Origin of the sequence: Streptomyces hazeniae, assembly GCF_031845485.1 — a bacterium.
Taxonomy (GTDB): domain Bacteria; phylum Actinomycetota; class Actinomycetes; order Streptomycetales; family Streptomycetaceae; genus Streptomyces; species Streptomyces hazeniae.
Window position 1 is genome coordinate 703,921 of the sequence record NZ_JAVREQ010000001.1, and the last position, 16,265, is coordinate 720,185.

Annotated in this window: 13 protein-coding genes; 5 read left to right on the forward strand and 8 right to left on the reverse strand. The window is 70.9% G+C overall.

What is annotated here, in order from left to right:
• Positions 1–74: 74 nt before the first annotated feature.
• Genes rfbB through mqnE form a run of 5 tightly spaced genes read right to left on the reverse strand, consistent with a single transcriptional unit; the run spans position 75 to position 4,725 of the window.
• Entirely contained in the window at positions 75–1,034 is a 960-nt protein-coding gene (gene rfbB, locus RM572_RS02845) for a dTDP-glucose 4,6-dehydratase (protein ID WP_311671641.1), read from the reverse strand.
• A gap of 15 nt (positions 1,035–1,049) precedes the next feature.
• Positions 1,050–2,258: a cyclic dehypoxanthinyl futalosine synthase gene (mqnC, locus tag RM572_RS02850; RefSeq protein WP_311671642.1), complete on the reverse strand. Its 1,209-nt coding sequence runs from the start codon at positions 2,256–2,258 to the stop codon at positions 1,050–1,052.
• 46 nt (positions 2,259–2,304) lie between these two features.
• Positions 2,305–3,210: a menaquinone biosynthetic enzyme MqnA/MqnD family protein gene (locus RM572_RS02855; protein ID WP_311671643.1), complete on the reverse strand. Its 906-nt coding sequence runs from the start codon at positions 3,208–3,210 to the stop codon at positions 2,305–2,307.
• Positions 3,210–3,503, reverse strand: a complete 294-nt coding sequence (locus RM572_RS02860) for a ferredoxin (protein WP_311671644.1) — start codon at positions 3,501–3,503, stop codon at positions 3,210–3,212. Before RM572_RS02860 ends, RM572_RS02855 begins: the two co-directional genes overlap by 1 nt.
• A 55-nt stretch (positions 3,504–3,558) precedes the next feature.
• The gene (gene mqnE / locus RM572_RS02865) at positions 3,559–4,725 is read right to left on the reverse strand and encodes an aminofutalosine synthase MqnE (protein ID WP_311671645.1); all 1,167 of its coding nucleotides are present in this window, start codon (positions 4,723–4,725) and stop codon (positions 3,559–3,561) included.
• A gap of 416 nt (positions 4,726–5,141) precedes the next feature.
• Between mqnE and RM572_RS02870 the strand changes: the two genes are divergently transcribed.
• The 5 genes from RM572_RS02870 (at position 5,142) to RM572_RS02890 (ending at position 10,550) form a co-directional block, all read left to right on the forward strand.
• The gene (locus RM572_RS02870; RefSeq protein ID WP_136184064.1) at positions 5,142–5,570 is read left to right on the forward strand and encodes a DUF6069 family protein; all 429 of its coding nucleotides are present in this window, start codon (positions 5,142–5,144) and stop codon (positions 5,568–5,570) included.
• A gap of 191 nt (positions 5,571–5,761) precedes the next feature.
• Positions 5,762–7,504, forward strand: a complete 1,743-nt coding sequence (locus tag RM572_RS02875; protein ID WP_311671646.1) for a thiamine pyrophosphate-binding protein — start codon at positions 5,762–5,764, stop codon at positions 7,502–7,504.
• Complete coding sequence (locus RM572_RS02880; protein WP_027764863.1) at positions 7,476–8,129, forward strand: SRPBCC family protein; 654 nt, start codon at positions 7,476–7,478, stop codon at positions 8,127–8,129. Before RM572_RS02875 ends, RM572_RS02880 begins: the two co-directional genes overlap by 29 nt.
• Complete coding sequence (locus RM572_RS02885; RefSeq protein WP_311671647.1) at positions 8,126–9,133, forward strand: 3-oxoacyl-ACP synthase III family protein; 1,008 nt, start codon at positions 8,126–8,128, stop codon at positions 9,131–9,133. Before RM572_RS02880 ends, RM572_RS02885 begins: the two co-directional genes overlap by 4 nt.
• Positions 9,134–9,194: 61 nt before the next feature.
• Positions 9,195–10,550 carry an aminotransferase family protein gene (locus RM572_RS02890; protein ID WP_311671648.1) on the forward strand — a complete coding sequence of 452 codons (1,356 nt, stop codon included), beginning with the start codon at positions 9,195–9,197 and terminating at the stop codon, positions 10,548–10,550.
• An 80-nt stretch (positions 10,551–10,630) separates the two neighbouring features.
• Here RM572_RS02890 and RM572_RS02895 read toward each other — a convergent pair whose 3' ends face one another.
• From RM572_RS02895 to RM572_RS02905, 3 genes are all read right to left on the reverse strand, one after another.
• Complete coding sequence (locus RM572_RS02895) at positions 10,631–11,359, reverse strand: 4'-phosphopantetheinyl transferase family protein (RefSeq protein ID WP_311671649.1); 729 nt, start codon at positions 11,357–11,359, stop codon at positions 10,631–10,633.
• 151 nt (positions 11,360–11,510) lie between these two features.
• On the reverse strand, positions 11,511–14,282 hold the full coding sequence (locus RM572_RS02900) for a helix-turn-helix transcriptional regulator (protein ID WP_311671650.1): 2,772 nt from the start codon (positions 14,280–14,282) through the stop codon (positions 11,511–11,513).
• Between the two features lie 379 nt (positions 14,283–14,661).
• Positions 14,662–16,254 (reverse strand): acyl-CoA carboxylase subunit beta, encoded by a 1,593-nt coding sequence (locus RM572_RS02905; protein ID WP_311671651.1) that lies wholly within the window; start codon positions 16,252–16,254, stop codon positions 14,662–14,664.
• Positions 16,255–16,265: the final 11 nt, after the last annotated feature.

Sequence of the window (16,265 nt, forward strand, 5' to 3'; positions counted from 1 at the left end):
CACCGGCGTCGTCCGGAGACGACACCGCCCGGTCGGCACATGCCGACCGGGCGGTGAGGGTGCGGGGTGCAGGATCAGGACTGCGGGGCCCACCAGTCGGAGCGGTCGCGGTACCACTCGACCGTCGACTTGAGCCCGTCCGCGAAGTCGACCGCCGGGCTGAACCCGAGCTTGGTGATCTTGCCGAAGTCGAGGGAGTAGCGCAGGTCGTGGCCCTTGCGGTCCTCCACGAACCGCACGAGACCCCGGTCGGCGCCGCACAGGTCGAGCAGGTGGTCGGTGATCTCGGCGTTGGTGACCTCGACGCCGCTGCCGATGTTGTAGACCTCGCCCGGCGCGCCGTCGGTGAGCACCAGCTGCAGCGCCGCGCAGTGGTCGGCGACGTGCAGCCACTCGCGGACGTTGCTCCCGTCGCCGTACAGCCCGACGGGCTTGCCGGCCAGCAGGTTGGTGATGAACAGCGGGATGAGCTTCTCGACGTTCTGGTACGGCCCGTAGTTGTTGGAGCAGCGGGTGATCCGCACGTCCAGGCCGTGGGTGCGCCAGAAGGCACGGGCGATGAGGTCGCTGCCCGCCTTGGACGCCGAGTAGGGCGAGTTGGGCAGCAGCGGTTCGTGCTCGTCCCAGGACCCGGACTCGATCGAGCCGTACACCTCGTCGGTGGAGACGCACAGCACGGTGCGGACCTCGGCCCGCAGGCTCGCGTCCAGCAGCTGCTGGGTGCCCAGCACGTTGGTGGAGACGAACGGCTCCGCACCGGCCACCGACCGGTCCACGTGGGACTCGGCGGCGAAGTGGACCACGACGTCGTGCCCGGGGAGCACCCGGTCCAGCGCGGCGCCGTCGCGGATGTCGCCCTGGACGAACGTCAGCCGCTCGTGGTCCATCGGCAGGTTCGCCGTGTTGCCCGCGTAGGTGAGCAGGTCGAAGACGGTGACCTCGGCATCCTCGTAGTCGGCGTAGTCCCCGGCCAGCATGGCGCGGACGTACTGCGAGCCGATGAAGCCCGCGCCGCCCGTGACGAATACCTTCATCGCTCGCGCCACCCTTCAGCCGGCCGTCGGGAGGACCTTGAGGGACCGGCGCTTGCGGATGCCCTCGCCGGAGTCGACCGTGGACGACAGGTGCGAGACGACCTTCTCGTCGACCGGGTCGTGCGCCGGGTCGTCGTGCACGCGCAGGATCTCGTAGGTGGTGTTGCGCTGCGCGGGAACCCGGTCCGAGCCGCGGATGAGCTCGATCAGCTCGGGAAGGTTGGAGCGGTGCTTGGCGCCCGCGGAGGAGACCACGTTCTCCTCCAGCATCACCGAGCCGAGGTCGTCTGCGCCGTAGTGCAGGGTGAGCTGGCCCAGCTCCTTGCCCGTCGTGAGCCAGGAGCCCTGGATGTGGGCGACGTTGTCGAGGAAGATCCGCGCGAGGGCGATCAGGCGCAGGTACTCCAGGGAGGTGGCCTGCGTACGGCCCTTCAGCGCGTTGTTCTCCGGCTGGTAGGTGTACGGGATGAACGCGCGGAAGCCGCCGGTGCGGTCCTGCACGTCGCGGATCATCCGCAGGTGCTCTATGCGCTCCGCGTTCGTCTCGCCGGTGCCCATCAGCATGGTCGTGGTCGACTCGACGCCCAGGTTGTGGGCGATCTCCATGATCTCCAGCCAGCGTTCGCCGGACTCCTTCAGCGGCGCGATCGCCTTCCGCGGCCGCTCCGGCAGCAGCTCGGCGCCCGCGCCCGCGAACGAGTCCAGACCCGCCTCGTGGATGCGGCGGACCGCCTCCTCGGGAGAGACCTCGGAGACCTTCGACATGTGCGCGACCTCGGAGGCCCCCAGGGAGTGGATGACCAGCTCCGGGTAGGCCTTCTTGATCTCGCTGAACATGCGCTCGTAGTACTCGACGCCGTGGTCCGGGTGGTGGCCGCCCTGGAACATGATCTGCGTGCCGCCCAGCTCGACGGTCTCGCCGCAGCGGCGCAGGATCTCCTCCAGGTCCCGCTCCCAGCCCGCCTCCGACTTCGGCGGCGCGTAGAACGCGCAGAACTTGCACGCCGTCACGCAGACGTTGGTGTAGTTGATGTTCCGCTCGATGATGTACGTCGCCAGGTTCTCGCGGCCGGCGTACCGGCGGCGGCGCACGGCGTCGGCGGCCTGCCCGAGCGCGTGCAGCGGAGCGTCGCGGTAGAGCTCCAGCGCCTCTTCGGGCGTGATGCGGCCTCCCTCGGCGGCACGGTCCAGAGCAGCGGTGAGACGACTGGTCGGGTTGGCCACTTCGGGCCGCCTTTCTCTCTCGGGTGAGGTGCGCGGACCGGCGGCGTCAGGCCGAGGGTCCGGTCTCCAGCAGGTCGATCCGTACGTCCGGCGGGAAGCCCGCCTCGGCGCCGCCGACGCGGCGGGCGAACTCCTTGAGGCCGGCGAGCTGCCGCTCGCCGAGCTGGAAGTCGAGGGCGGACAGGTAGTACCGCTTCAGCGTCTCCGCGTCGAAGTCCTCCCAGCGCGCGGCCTTGGTGCACACCTCGTCGATCTCGTCGAGGAACAGCTCGCGGGAGGCGAGGAATCCGGCGTGCACCTCGCGGACCGTCTCCGGACGGGCCTCGAGGAACTCCCGCCGCGCCGCGAAGACGGCGAAGACGAAGGGGAGGCCGGTCCACTCCCGCCACATGTCGGCCAGGTCGTGGACCTCGAAGCCGAACGTGCCGGCGTCGAGCAGCGAGGCGCGCAGCGCCGCGTCACCGATGACCACGGCAGCCGGGGCGCCGGCCATCATGGTCGGCAGGTCGGGCGGGCAGCTGAAGTACTTCGGCTTCACCCCCACCGACTCGGCGAGCAGCAGTTCGGCGAGCCGCACCGAGGTGCGGCTGGTCGTCGTGCAGGCCAGCGGCACGTCGTCCAGCTCGTCCAGCGGCACCTTGCTGAGCAGCAGGCAGGACATCACCGGGCCGTCGGCGCCGACCGCGATGTCCGGCAGCAGGACCAGGTCCTCGGCGTTGCGCAGGTACTCCATGACGCTGATCGGGCCGACGTCCAGCTCTCCGGCCACGAGCGCGTCGCTCAGCCGCTCGGGCGACTCCTTGCGCAGGTCGAAGTCGAGCAGGTGGCCCGTGCGGGCCAGGCCCCAGAACAGCGGGAGGCAGTTCAGGAAGTCGATGTGTCCGACCCGGGGACGGCGCGCCGTCTCCCGGGTCTCCCCTCCGGCGGACGGCCGGCCCGCGACGACCGGCATCAGTCTTCTTCTGCGTTCGGTCCGTACACCTCGACGCCGTCGCTCTGCCGGCGCACGTGGATGCAGTCGCCCGGGCAGTCCTTCGCGGAGTCGCGGACGTCGCGGACGGCGATGGTGGGGACGAGGACGGAGGAGCCCTCCTTCTGGAGGAGTTCGCCCTCCTCGTCCTTCACGTACGCCAGACCGTCGATGTCGAGTTCGAAGATGTCGGGCGCGTACTGGCAGCAGATGCCGTCACCCGTGCACAGGTCCTGGTCTATCCAGACCTCGAGCTTCTCGTCCTGGTCAGTCATCACGTGCCTACCGATCTGTGAGGTCGTCTTCGGGTCGCCGTGTGCAGCGGGCGGTTCACACCCGCATCGGCTGCGGGGTGTCGCGGCGCGCGGCGTCCGGGCCGTCGAACTCGGCGATGACCTCGTAGCGGGTGTTGCGCTCCACCGGCTGGAAACCGGCGTCCCGGATCAGGTCGAGCAGGCTCTCGCGGTTCATCTTGTCGGGGGTGCCGTAGGCGTCGGCGTCGTGCGTGATCTTGTACTCGACGACCGAGCCGTCGATGTCGTCCGCGCCGTGCGAGAGGGCGAGCTCGGCGGTGCGCAGGCCGTGCATGACCCAGAAGACCTTCACGTGCGGCACGTTGTCGAAGAGCAGGCGGGAGACGGCGAAGGTCTTCAGCGCCTCGGCGGGGGAAGCCATCTTGGTCCGCTCCATGAGGCGGTTGCGGACCTTGCCGTCCATGGAGTCGTGGAAGTCGTGCTGGTAGCGCAGGGGGATGAAGACCTGGAAGCCGCCGGTCTCGTCCTGGAGTTCACGCAGCCGCAGCACGTGGTCGACGCGATGGCGCGGCTCCTCGATGTGGCCGTACAGCATGGTGCACGGGGTCTTGATGCCCTTTTCGTGCGCGAGGCGGTGGATGCGCGACCAGTCCTCCCAGTGGGTGTCGTGGTCGACGATGTGCTGGCGGACGTCCCAGTCGAAGATCTCCGCGCCGCCGCCGGTCAGCGACTCCAGGCCGGCGTCGATCAGCTCGTCCAGGATCTCCGAGGCGGGCATGCCGGAGATCCGCTCGAACCAGTGGATCTCGGTGGCGGTGAACGCCTTGACCGCGACGGTGTCCGGCAGCGCCTCCTTCAGCGCCCGGATGGAACGCGGGTAGTAGCGCCAGGGCAGCGTGGGGTGCAGGCCGTTGACCACGTGCAGCTCGGTGAGCTGCTCGTTCTCCATCGCCTTGGCGAGCTTGACGGCCTCCTCGATGCGCATGGTGTAGGCGTCCTTCTCCCCCGGCTTGCGCTGGAAGGAGCAGTACGCGCACGACGCCGTGCACACGTTGGTCATGTTCAGGTGACGGTTGACGTTGAAGTGGACGACGTCGCCGTTCTTCCGCGTCCGCACCTCGTGGGCGAGACCGCCGAGCCAGGCCAGGTCGTCGCACTCGTACAGCGCGATGCCGTCCTCGCGGCTGAGCCGCTCGCCGGCCGCCACCTTCTGCTCGACCTCGCGCTTGATCCCTGCGTCCACCCGTGCCATCTCCTCAGGTATGTGTTCGGCATGAGTACAGTCCGGTCGGCACCGCACGGGTCGTCCGCGCCGGTCCCCGCGAACGCCGCCGCGCCGACGCGGCTTTCCGCGCGTTCGGCGGGTCGGTGCGTACGGGACGCCCGAGGTGCTCCGGGCATGCGGAGGGAACGGCTCGTCACGGGAGCGGTCGGTTCGCGGTCGCCCTGGACCGGTCGGCCGAGCGAGCACAACACCCCAAGCCAGTGCGGCTCCAGCCTGGACGAGAGGCCCCTAAGGGAATCCCTACAGGCCAGCCCGGACGGTCCGCGCGCCGCCCGCAGCGCCTGCCGCTGCCGTTACCGTCGGCCGCGCCGAGAGCCTCCGCGCACCATGCCGGGGATCGGCCCACCCCCACCCCCCAGCAGGAGGCTGACGCCATGACCAGCACGAACGCCGCCCCCGGCCTGACGCCGGTGAAGCAGAGCACCAACGGCCCCCGGATCGTCACCATGGTCGTGGCGACGCTGGTGGGGGCCGCGGTGTGGTTCGTCGCCCGCGTCGCCTTCGACGTGAAGGTGATCGCGAAGACGGGTGCGACCGAGACCACCGTCCAGCTGCCCTCGGTCATCGTCGCCGGCGTCCTCTCCGGCCTGCTCGGCTGGGGCCTGCTGGAGCTGCTGGAGCGCAAGGCGTCGAAGCCCGGAACCGTGTGGAGCGTCATCGCCTCGGTGGTGCTGGTGCTGTCCCTGTTCACCGGCCCGCTGAACGGCGTCACCACGGGTGCGAAGGTCACCCTCGTGCTGCTGCACCTGGCCGTCGGTCTGGTGCTCATCGCCGGCCTCGCCCGCACCGCGCGCAAGCGCTGAGCGCCGCCGACGGCGCAGGGTTGGCCCGGCGGGGGAGGCTCTAGAACAACCACTACCGTCTGCCCCCGACCGTGGCCCGCCCCGACGGCGCGTCCCTACGCTTCCGGCCTGTTCCGAACCGTTTCTCCCGGCAGGCCGCACCCGCGTGCAGCCTCCCGTGGAGACGGGTCACCTGCTCCACGGGAGGCACCATGCACAGCGGTGGTCCGCGCGTCGCCGACTACCTGGTGGAATCCCTGGCAGCGCTGGGGGTCCGACACGTATTCGGCGTCGGTGGCGCGAACATCGAGGACCTCTACGACGCCGCCCACCACTCGGGCCGCCTCACCCCCGTGGTGGCCAAGCACGAGTTCGCCGCGGCCTGCATGGCCGAGGGCAGCCACCGCACCGGCGGCGGCCTCGGCGTCGTGATGACCACCTCCGGCGCCGGAGCGATGAACCTGGTGCCGGGTGTCTCCGAGGCGTACGCCGCACGGGTTCCGCTGCTCGCGCTCGTCGGCCAGCCACCCCGCCCGCTCGAGGGTCGCGGCGCCTTCCAGGACTCCAGCGGCCTCTCCGGCTCGCTGGACGCCGTGCAGCTCTTCGGCTCCATCAGCCGCTTCTGCGCCCGGATCGACGATCCCGCCGACGCCGGCGAACTGCTCGCGGCAGCGGTGGACGCCACCCGTGGCCCGCGCGGCGGCCCCGCGGTCCTGCTGCTGCCCAAGGACGTCCAGCAGGCGGCCGCCGAGGGGCTGCTCCCCGTGCGGGACCTGCTGCCGGTCCGCGAGGAACCGGCCGCCGTCCTGCGCGGCGCCGCCGCCGAACTGCTCACCACCGAGGCGGCGCGCGGCGCGGACGTGGTGCTCGTCGCGGGCGACGGCGTGGCACACCAGGACGCCCGCGCCGAACTCGCCCGGCTCGCCGCGCTGCTGGACGCCACGGTGGCCGTCACCCCGGAGGGCAAGGACGCCTTCGACAACCACGATCCGCGGTTCCTGGGCGTCACCGGCGCGATCGGCCACCCCACGGTGCTGCGCGGCATCGAGAAGGCCGCGGTGTGCGTACTGGTCGGCACCCGGCTGCCGGTGATGGCGCGGGCGGGCCTCGACGTGGCGCTGGCGGACACCCCGCTGGTCGCCTACGACCCCGAGCCGCCCTTTCCCGAACCGCGCCCGGGCGGCCGTCCCGCCCTGCACGTGGACGGCTGCCTGCGCACCGAACTGCACGCGCTCAACGAGGCGCTGGCCGCTCTCCCCGAGCGCCCCGCGGCCTGCGCGGCGGAGGGTCCCGAGCACCTGCTGCTGCCCGACACCGGCACCAGCGGCGTACGACTGGTGGACGCGGTGCGGGCCATCGAGGCCGCCGTGCCCGAGGACGCCACCGTCGTCTCCGACGCGGGCAACGCCAGCGCCGCGGCCATCCACTACCTGGCGACGCCCCGCCGTGGGAACTACGTCATCGCCATGGGCATGGGCGGCATGGGCCACAGCTTCGGCGCCGGCATCGGTGCCGCCTTCGCCACCGGCCGCCGCACCTACGTGCTCTCCGGCGACGGCGGCTTCTACGCCCACGGAATGGAGCTGCACACCGCCGTCGAGTACGGCCTTCCGGTGACGTTCGTGATCTTCGACAACAACGCGCACGGCATGTGCGTCACCCGCGAACAGCTCTTCTACGAGGGCACCTACTCCTACAACTCCTTCAAGCCCGCGGACATCGCGGCCGGGGCCCGGGCCATGTTCCCGTCGCTCACGGCCGTCGAGGCGCACACCGCCGAGCAGCTCCGCGAGACGCTGCTCGACACCAACGAAACGGCGGGTCCGGCCCTGATCGGCGTCCGGTGCGACCCGGACGACATGCCGCCGTTCACTCCGTTCCTCCACCTGCTGAACGCCCGGAACACCCACACCTCAGGAGCACCGCATGGCCACCCTGCCCCCCCAGTTGGCTGACATCCCCGGCATCGTCCACTGCGAGATCACGCCGCCCGAACAGCTGATCCAGGACGCCCGGGAAATGCAGAAGGACGCCTACCCGCACGACGAGATGTTCGGCGACTTCTGCCCGATCCAGAGCTACATCGACTGCCCGCCGGAGGACGTCTTCCGCTACCTCTGCGACGTCAAGAGCCTGGAGGAGTACACGGTCAGCACCCGTGACTTCGAGCCCACCGACGTCCCGGGCGTCTACCTGGGCCGGGACATCATCGTGCCGGACACCAAGATCTACATGCGCCTGGTGTCGAGCGCCGAGGCCATGACGCTGGACTACCACTGCGCGTGGGACCAGGGCGACGACCTGTGGATGCGCTACTTCTTCCGGGTGCTGCCCGCCGAGGAGGTCCTGGGCAAGCCGGGCTCGGTGGTGACCTGGATCAACTGCCACCACCAGAACTACGACAAGAACCCCTACCCCGAGCTGGCCCCGAACTCCGAGCGCCCCTGGGTCGGCGACCTGTGGGACATGTTCTACGCGGGCCACATGATCGAACTGACCAACCTCAAGCGGATCCTGGAGTACCGGCACGCCAACGGCCTGCCGATCCTCGGCTCCGAGCAGCCCGGGGCCGCCGAGTGATACCGGTCAGCCTGGTCGACGTCGACGCGTTCCTCCCGGAGCGCGTCGTCGGCGCCGACTTCTACCTCTCCCCGGACGCGGCCGAGGCCGACTCGGACAACCACTTCCTGCGGGCGCCCGCCGAGCGGCGGCACATCGACCCGCGGGAGACCGCGTCCCAGTTGATGGAGCGGGCCGTCGCGCCGATGCTCGAACGCATCCGTGCCCGGGGCGAGGACGCCCACGTGGACATGGTGCTGACCAACGTCACCATCCCGGACCGCATCATCAACGGTTCCGGTGCGGAGCTCGTCAACCGGCTGGGCCTGAAACCGGCTCCCGAGTGGATCATCGACGTCCACAACAGCGGGTGCATCTCCTTCGTCCACATGATGAAGATCGCGCGGCAGGTCATCGCGAGCGGAGGCGCCCGCAGCGCACTGATCTGCAACGTGGCCAACATGGCCGGCCAGTTCTTCGCCCGGCCCGAGATGCGGCACCGCCGGCACGCGCCGATCCCCGGCGACGGCTGCGGCGTCGCGTTCCTGCGGGCCGGGGACGAGTCCCCGATCCTGGACTCGGTGACGCTGCACGAGCCGCGCTACACCTACGACATGAACCTCTCCGTCGACACCCGCAAGTACTGGGAGCCGGGCGAGGGCGAGGTCGACTTCGGGTTCACCAACTCCGGTGTGCAGGAGATCGTCGAGCGGGGCAACCGCATGGTCCCCCGGGTCACCACCGAGCTGTGCGAGCGCCTGGGCACCCCGACGGCGGACATCGACCTGCTGGTCACCAACCAGCCGAACCGGATGTTCCTCGCCAACTGGCGGGAGTCGCTGGGGGTCAAGCCCGAGCGGCACCCGGACACCTTCGACTCCTACGGCAACCTCTTCGGCGCCGGCGTCCCGGTGACCCTGGCCAAGGCACGCGACGACGGAATGCTGCGCAAGGGCGACCTCCTGGTGCTCTCCGGCTTCGCCTACGCGGGCGACTTCGCCGCCGCCACCGCCGTCCGCTGGTGACCTTCCGCACCAGGCGCCGCACGCACCCGACTCCCCCGGTCTTCCCCTGGAGATACCGCCGATGAACGACACCCCGTCCACCGCACCGACCTCGCCGAGCGGTGACGAGCTCGTCGCCCTGGACCGCCGTCACCTGCTGCACCCGTGGACCCCGCACGGGGTCTCGGAACAGCTGATGATCGTCGCCGGGCAGGGCTGCGAGGTGACCGACGCGCACGGCCGCACCTACCTCGACGGCCGCAGCGGCCAGTTCAACGCCACCCTGGGCTACGGCAACAAGCGGGTGCTGGACGCCCTCTCGGAGCAGGCCGGCAAGCTGATGACGTACGCCCTGCTGGGCGCCTCCAACGAGCCGGCCGTGCTGCTGGGCGCCCGCCTGGCGGAGCTGCTGGGCGAGCCGCTGACCCGGACGCTGTTCTGCAACTCCGGTTCGGAGTCGACGGAGGCGGCGCTGCGCATCGTCCGCATGTACCACGCGATCAGCGGGCGCCCGGAGCGGACCACGATCATCTCGCTCGCCGACTGCTACCACGGCACCACCACCGCGGCCACCGCCATGATGGCCAACCCCATGGCCTGGACCGGCTGCGGGCCGCGCCCCGAGGGCTTCGTCCAGATCCCGTCGCCGACGCGCTGCGGCGCGTGCGCCGCGGGCGCGGAGCACGAGGAGTGCGTGGTCCCGGGCCCGGAGGCGCTGGAGGAGGCCATCCTCGCGGCGGGCGCCGACACCGTCGCCGCGTTCTTCGTCGAGCCGGTGCTCGGTGTGGGCGGCATCCGCCCGCTCCCGGACGGCTACCTCCGCGCGGTGCGCGAGATCTGCGACCGGCACGGCGTCCTGCTCGTGCTCGACGAGGTGACCACCGGGCTGGGCCGCACCGGCGCCTGGTTCGCCCACCAGCGGGAGGGGATCACGCCCGACCTGGTCACCATGGCGAAGGGCCTGACCAGCGGGTACGCGCCGCTCGCCGCCGTCACCATGACCGAGCGGATCGCGGACGTGTTCGCGACCGACCCCATGCTGGGCGGCCTGCGCCACGGCCACACCACCAGCGGGCACGGCCTCGGCACCGCGGTGGCGCTGTCCGTGCTGCGGGTCATCGAGGAGGACGGCCTGGTCGAGAACGCCGCGGCGATGGGCGACCGGCTGCAGAGCGGGCTGCGGGAGCAGATCGGTTCCCTGGACGGCGTGCGCGACGTGCGCGGGCTCGGCCTGATGGTCGGCGTCGAGTTCGACTCCATGGCGCGCGGTTTCGAGGTGCAGGCCGCGTGCGCGGCCGCCGGCGTGATCGTGCGCTGCGAGGGGACCGTGCTGTCGGTGGCGCCGCCGCTGATCGTCACCGCCGAGCAGGTGGACCGGATCGTCGGGGCCCTGCGGGACGCCGTGGCGGCGAGCACCGGGGAGTTCCCGGGCGTCTGACGCGGGACGGTGACAATGCCGGTGGCGGCGCCCCTGCGTGGGGCGCCGCCACCGGCATGTCAGGGGGGCGAGGGTGCTCCTCAGGCGAACACCTCGTCGCCGGCGCGCCGTGCGTCGCGGCCGGCGCCCACTCCCACGCCGGCGGGGACGCGTGCGGGGAAGGCTATGGCGGTGACCAGCAGGCCGTGTGCGGCGACCCAGCGCCCGGTGAATTCCTCGGGCGCTCCGGAAATGCCGCGTACGGCGTGCGGAAGCAGTCGAGCGGTGAACTCCCCGTCGGCGGGGTCGAAGGTGATGAGGGCGTCCTCGAATTCCAGCGGACGGCGCATCATCGGAAACCACGTCTTGTAGACGCTTTCCTTGGCGCTGAAGAGCAGCTTGTCCCAGTGCACGGCGGGCAGGTCGCCGAGCAGTTCCTTGACCGCCACCTGTTCCTCGGGCAGGGCGACGGCTTCCAGAACGCCTTCCGGAAGCGGTGCGTCCGGTTCGGCGTCGATGCCGAGGGAGACGGTGCGGGAGACGTCGGCGACGGCGGCGGCGCGGTAGCCGCGGCAATGGGTGATGGTTCCGGTGACCCCGTCGGGCCAGGTCACGGCACCCCGGGGGCCGCGGGGCAGCGGCTGCGGGGTGGCGACGCCGAGGCGGGTCAGGGCGGTGCGGGCGCAGTGCCGGCCGGTGATGAACTCGCGTCTTCGGGACTCCACCGAATCCCGTATCAGTGCCCTCTCCTCCGGGAAGAGATAGGCGTCGGGCCGGTCGTGGAACGTGTCGAAGGTGGCGACGTGCGTCGGCAGAATCTGTTCAATCATCAGCTTTCCATGGATGGGGGGCCATGACCGTGCGACAGCGGTGTACCGACTCTCCCGGGGAGGCCCCGGGCTCAGCCCGGAGCCTAGGGAGCCGGCCTGCGCGGCGGCAGCCCCGGCACCCCCCTTGTAGGGGGTTCACCAGGGAATGTCCTCACCGCACGGAAGGCGGAGCGAGTTCGAGTTCGAGCTCCAGCTCGACGGGGAGATCCGTGCGGCTCTTCACCTTGAGCTTGCGGAAGACCTTCGTCAGGTGCTGTTCCACGGTGCTGACGGTGATGAAGAGCTTCGCGGAGATCTCCCGGTTGGTGTAGCCGAGGGACGCGAGCGCGGCCACCTTGCGTTCGGAGAGCGTGAGCACGTCCGTCGCCTTGACCGGTGCCGGCGGCGTGACCGGCCACCGGTCGGCGTCGGACGGGAGGAGGACGGCGGGCTCCTCCTCCTTCGCGGCCGCGGGCTGCGCCGGAGGCTGCGGGGCGCCGCATTCCCGGGCCAGGCGTGCCGCCCGGCGGGAGATCATGCGGGCCTTGCCGACCTCGCCGGCCGCCTGGTGCGCCCGGCCCAGGTCGTGCAGCGCCTGTGCGAGCTGCAGCCGGGCGCCGCAGGCCTGGAGCACCTCGACGGCCTCCTGCAGGAGCCGCAGCCGGTCCCGGACACCGGAGGTCGCGGCGAGCAGGCGGAGCGCCGTGCCGTGGGCACGGCCGCGGCGGGTGCCGTCCAGCGCGAGCTGTTCCTCCGCGTAGCGGCGCGCGGTCTGCTTGTCCCCCATGCGCAGGTGCACCTCGGCCAGGTCGTTGCGCCAGGGGAGGAAGGCGGGGGCGTCGATGCCCCAGGAGGTCATCAGCTCCGCGCAGTAGCGGAAGTCGTCGAGGGCGGCCTGGAGACGGTCGGTGGCCAGGTAGAAATGGCCGCGCGCCTGGAGGAACTGGAGGCCGTACCGGGTCTGGAAGGTGCCCTCGGGCACGGGCTTGCGCAGGTAGGCGCGGGCGCTGTCGAAGTCGCCCATCGCGGTGGAGACCCGCAGCAGCATCCCGAGCGGGGCGCCGACGACGACACCCCAGCCGGACATGCCGATCAGCGACAGCGCACGGGCGGCGTACCGTTCGGCCTCGGCCAGTTCGCCGCCGCGCAGCGAGATCTCGGCGCGGCAGCCGGCGAGGATGGCCTGCCACCAGGCGACCTTGCGGGTGGCCGCCTCGGCGAGCAGTTCGTCGCACCAGCGGGCGGCCAGCGGAAGGTGGTCGGTGAAGATCAGCGCCTGGAGCGCGGACGCCACCGGTTCGATGGAGTCGTCGGAGAGCGGGGTGCTCTGGAGGATCTGCTCCGCGACCCGGCTGCACCGCTCGTCCTCCTCCGGACCCTCGGTGAAGAGGACGCTGAGCAGCGTGGCGGCCTGCGTCTTCCGGCCGGGCGGCCGGGCGGTGGGACGGTCGGCGTCCCGGGGGGCCAGTTCGGCTCCGTGCGGCAGGAAGTGCGGGAAGGCGTGCCGCAGCCAGTGCTGGGTGCTGGTCAGCACCGCTTCGGCGTGCTCGCTGCGGGGCGGCGTGGCCGCCGCGAGGTGGTCGATGATCTCGGCGCCGTCCCGCATCCGGCCGTGCCACATGCCCACCCGCAGCAGTGCGGTGAGCTGGGAGGCGTCCAGCAGACCGGCGTGGTGGGCGCGCATCAGCTGCTGCCAGTGCCGGTCGACGGCCTCCAGGTCGTTGCGTCGTTCGGCTCGCAGCAGCCGCAGGCGCAGCGCCGCGCTCTCCTCGGGGTCGCCGCACACCGACAGGGCGAACTCGAGGTAGCGCACGGCCGACTTCTCGTCGTCCTCCGCCAGGGCCTCCTCGGCGGCGCGGCGGAGCTCGGCGACGGCCCAGTCGGCGTTGACGCAGCGGGCGGAGACCAGGTGCTCGGCGACCTCGCTGAAGTGGCCGTCCTTGCACATCAGGCGGGCTGCGCGGGTGTGGAGGTCGGCGAGATCCCCGGTGTCGAGGTCGTCGTAGACGGCGGACCGGGCGTGCGGGTGGCGGAAGCGGCCGTCGGCGACCAGTCCCACGGTGTCGAGCCCCTGGAGGGCCCGGGTCACGGCGTGCGGGTCGCGGTCGAGGAGCTGGGCGATGCGACTCACCGAACCGGTCGCGTCCAGCACCGCCATGGCGCGGGCGGCCTCCAGCACCTCGGGCCCGCTGCGGTGCAGGCAGGTGAGGACGGCCTGCCGGTAGCTCTCGCCGACCTCCCAGGCACCGCCGCCGACGTGGTCGAGGGAGTCGAAGTAGTCCTCGACCAGCGCACGGACGAGGAGCTGGTTGCCGCCGGTGGTGCGGTGGACCTCGGCGGCGATGCTCCGGGCCGCCTCCGGGCCGAGGTGCCGGGAGAGGACCTCGCAGACGCCGCCGATGCTGAGGGGCGCCAGCCGTATGCGGCGGAAGTGCGCCTGACGGACCAGTTCGATACGGCAGCCGGCGTGCGTCGGCCAGTTGGAGGCGGATTCCGCGAGGGTCAGCACGATGCGTTCGGAGCGGATGCGGTTGGCGAGCCGCAGCAGCCATTCCATGGACGCACGGTCGGTGAAGTGGACGTCGTCGACGACGATCACCAGCGGTGCGGTGGCGGAGAGGTCGAGCAGGGCGGTGGCGGCCGCCCGGGCGGTGTCCGGGCCGACGTCCTGCACCGCGAACTCGTCCAGGCCCGGTGCGTCGGCGGGCACGCAGTCGAGGAGCTGGCGGACGACGCCGTACGCGTCCTCACGGTCCGCCGTGCTGGCCGTGGCGGACAGGACCAGGCCGCCGTCGGACGCGCACGCGTCGGTGAAGGAACGCAGCAGCTCGGTCTTCCCGCTGGCGACGGCTCCGCTGATCAGCGCGATGCGGCCATGCCCCTGGACGCATTCCGAGAATGCCGTCTCGAGAAATCTGGTTTCACTTTCTCGTTCCACCAACATTGTCGGGATACACCTTCCCCCGCAATTCCATTCCGAATGCCAAGAAGGGAGCGAGGCCGCCGACCGGACTTCCGTGGAAAATTCTTCCAGTCGAGGTGCGCCGGCAACCTGACGTTCTCTCAGTCATGCTGTGACCTGGTTCCTCGTGGTCGTCGAGCCCTGGTCACGTCCGGAACACTAGGCGGCGGTCAGCGGACTGTAAACCCTTGCCCAAGGCACTCCGTGCCACCCCGGAAACCGTCATTGGACGTGACCAATCCGGGCGGGCGGCGCCGCGGGCGCCCTCCGTCGCAGGTCGCACCGTCATGACGTCGGCGGGTCAAATCGGGGCCCGTCACCGGTGGGGTTCAGGCCGGCGCGGCGAATTCCATGACACCTGTCACTGGGGCGGGTTGCCGTGCTTGCGGGAGGGCAGGTCCGCGTGCTTGCTGCGCAGCATCCGCAGCGAGTCGACGAGCACCTGCCGCGTCTGCGCCGGGTCGATCACGTCGTCGACCAGCCCCCGCTCGGCCGCGTAGTACGGATGCATCAGCTCCGCCTTGTACTCCTTGACCATCCGGGCCCGCATCGCCTCCGGATCGTCCGCCGCCGCGATCTGCCGCCGGAAGATCACGTTCGCCGCGCCCTCCGCGCCCATCACCGCGATCTCGTTCGTCGGCCACGCGAACGTCAGGTCCGCCCCGATCGACTGGGAATCCATCACGATGTACGCACCCCCGTACGCCTTGCGCAGCACCACCGAGATCCGCGGCACCGTCGCGTTGCAGTAGGCGTACAGCAGCTTCGCCCCGTGCCGGATGATCCCGCCGTGCTCCTGGTCCACCCCCGGAAGGAAGCCGGGGACGTCGAGCAGCGTCACGATCGGGATGTTGAACGCGTCGCACATCTGCACGAACCGCGCCGCCTTCTCACTGGCCTCGATGTCCAGCACACCCGCCAGCACCTGCGGCTGGTTGGCCACGATCCCCACGACCTGGCCATCCATCCGCGCCAGCACGCACAGGATGTTCCCCGCCCACCGCTCGTGGACCTCCAGCAGCTCACCGTCGTCGACGAGCTGCGAAATCACCGCCCTCACGTCGTAGGGCACCTGGCCCTCGGAGGGGACGAGTTCCAGCAGCGCCTCGCTCCGCCGGTCCGCGGGGTCCTCGCAGTCGGCGGACGGCGGCAGTTCGCGGTTGTTCTGCGGGAGGAGGGACAGCAGGTACCGGACCTCCTCCAGGCACGTCTGCTCGTCGTCGTACGCGAAATGACACACGCCCGACGTCGCCGCGTGCACGTCCGCACCACCCAGACCGTTCTGCGACACCTGCGCACCGGTCACCGCCTGCACCACATCCGGACCCGTGATGAACATCTGCGAGGTCTCCCGCACCATGAACACGAAATCCGTCAACGCCGGCGAATACGCCGCACCCCCCGCACACGGCCCCAGCATCACACTGATCTGCGGAATCACCCCCGACGCCCGCGTGTTCCGCTGAAAAATCCCCCCATACCCCGCCAGCGCCGAAACACCCTCCTGAATCCGCGCCCCCGCACCGTCGTTCAACGACACCAACGGCGCACCCGCCGCGATCGCCATATCCATGATCTTGTGAATCTTCGCCGCATGCGCCTCCCCCAGCGCACCACCGAAGATCCGGAAATCGTGGGCGTACACGAACACCGTCCGCCCCTCGACCTCACCCCACCCCGTCACCACACCATCGGTGTACGGCCGCTTCGCCTCCAGCCCGAACCCCGACGCACGATGCCGCCGCAACGTCTCCACCTCACGGAACGACCCCGCATCCATCAGCAGATCGATCCGCTCCCGAGCCGTCAGCTTGCCCTTCGCATGCTGCGCCTCCGTCGCCCGCTCACTCGGCCCTGCATGAGCCTGCTCCCGCATCGCCCGCAGTCCGGTGACCAGGCGCCGTGTGGTGGCGGCGGGCGGCGCATCCTCGGTGCCGCCGTGCGGGACGCTCATCTCACACCACT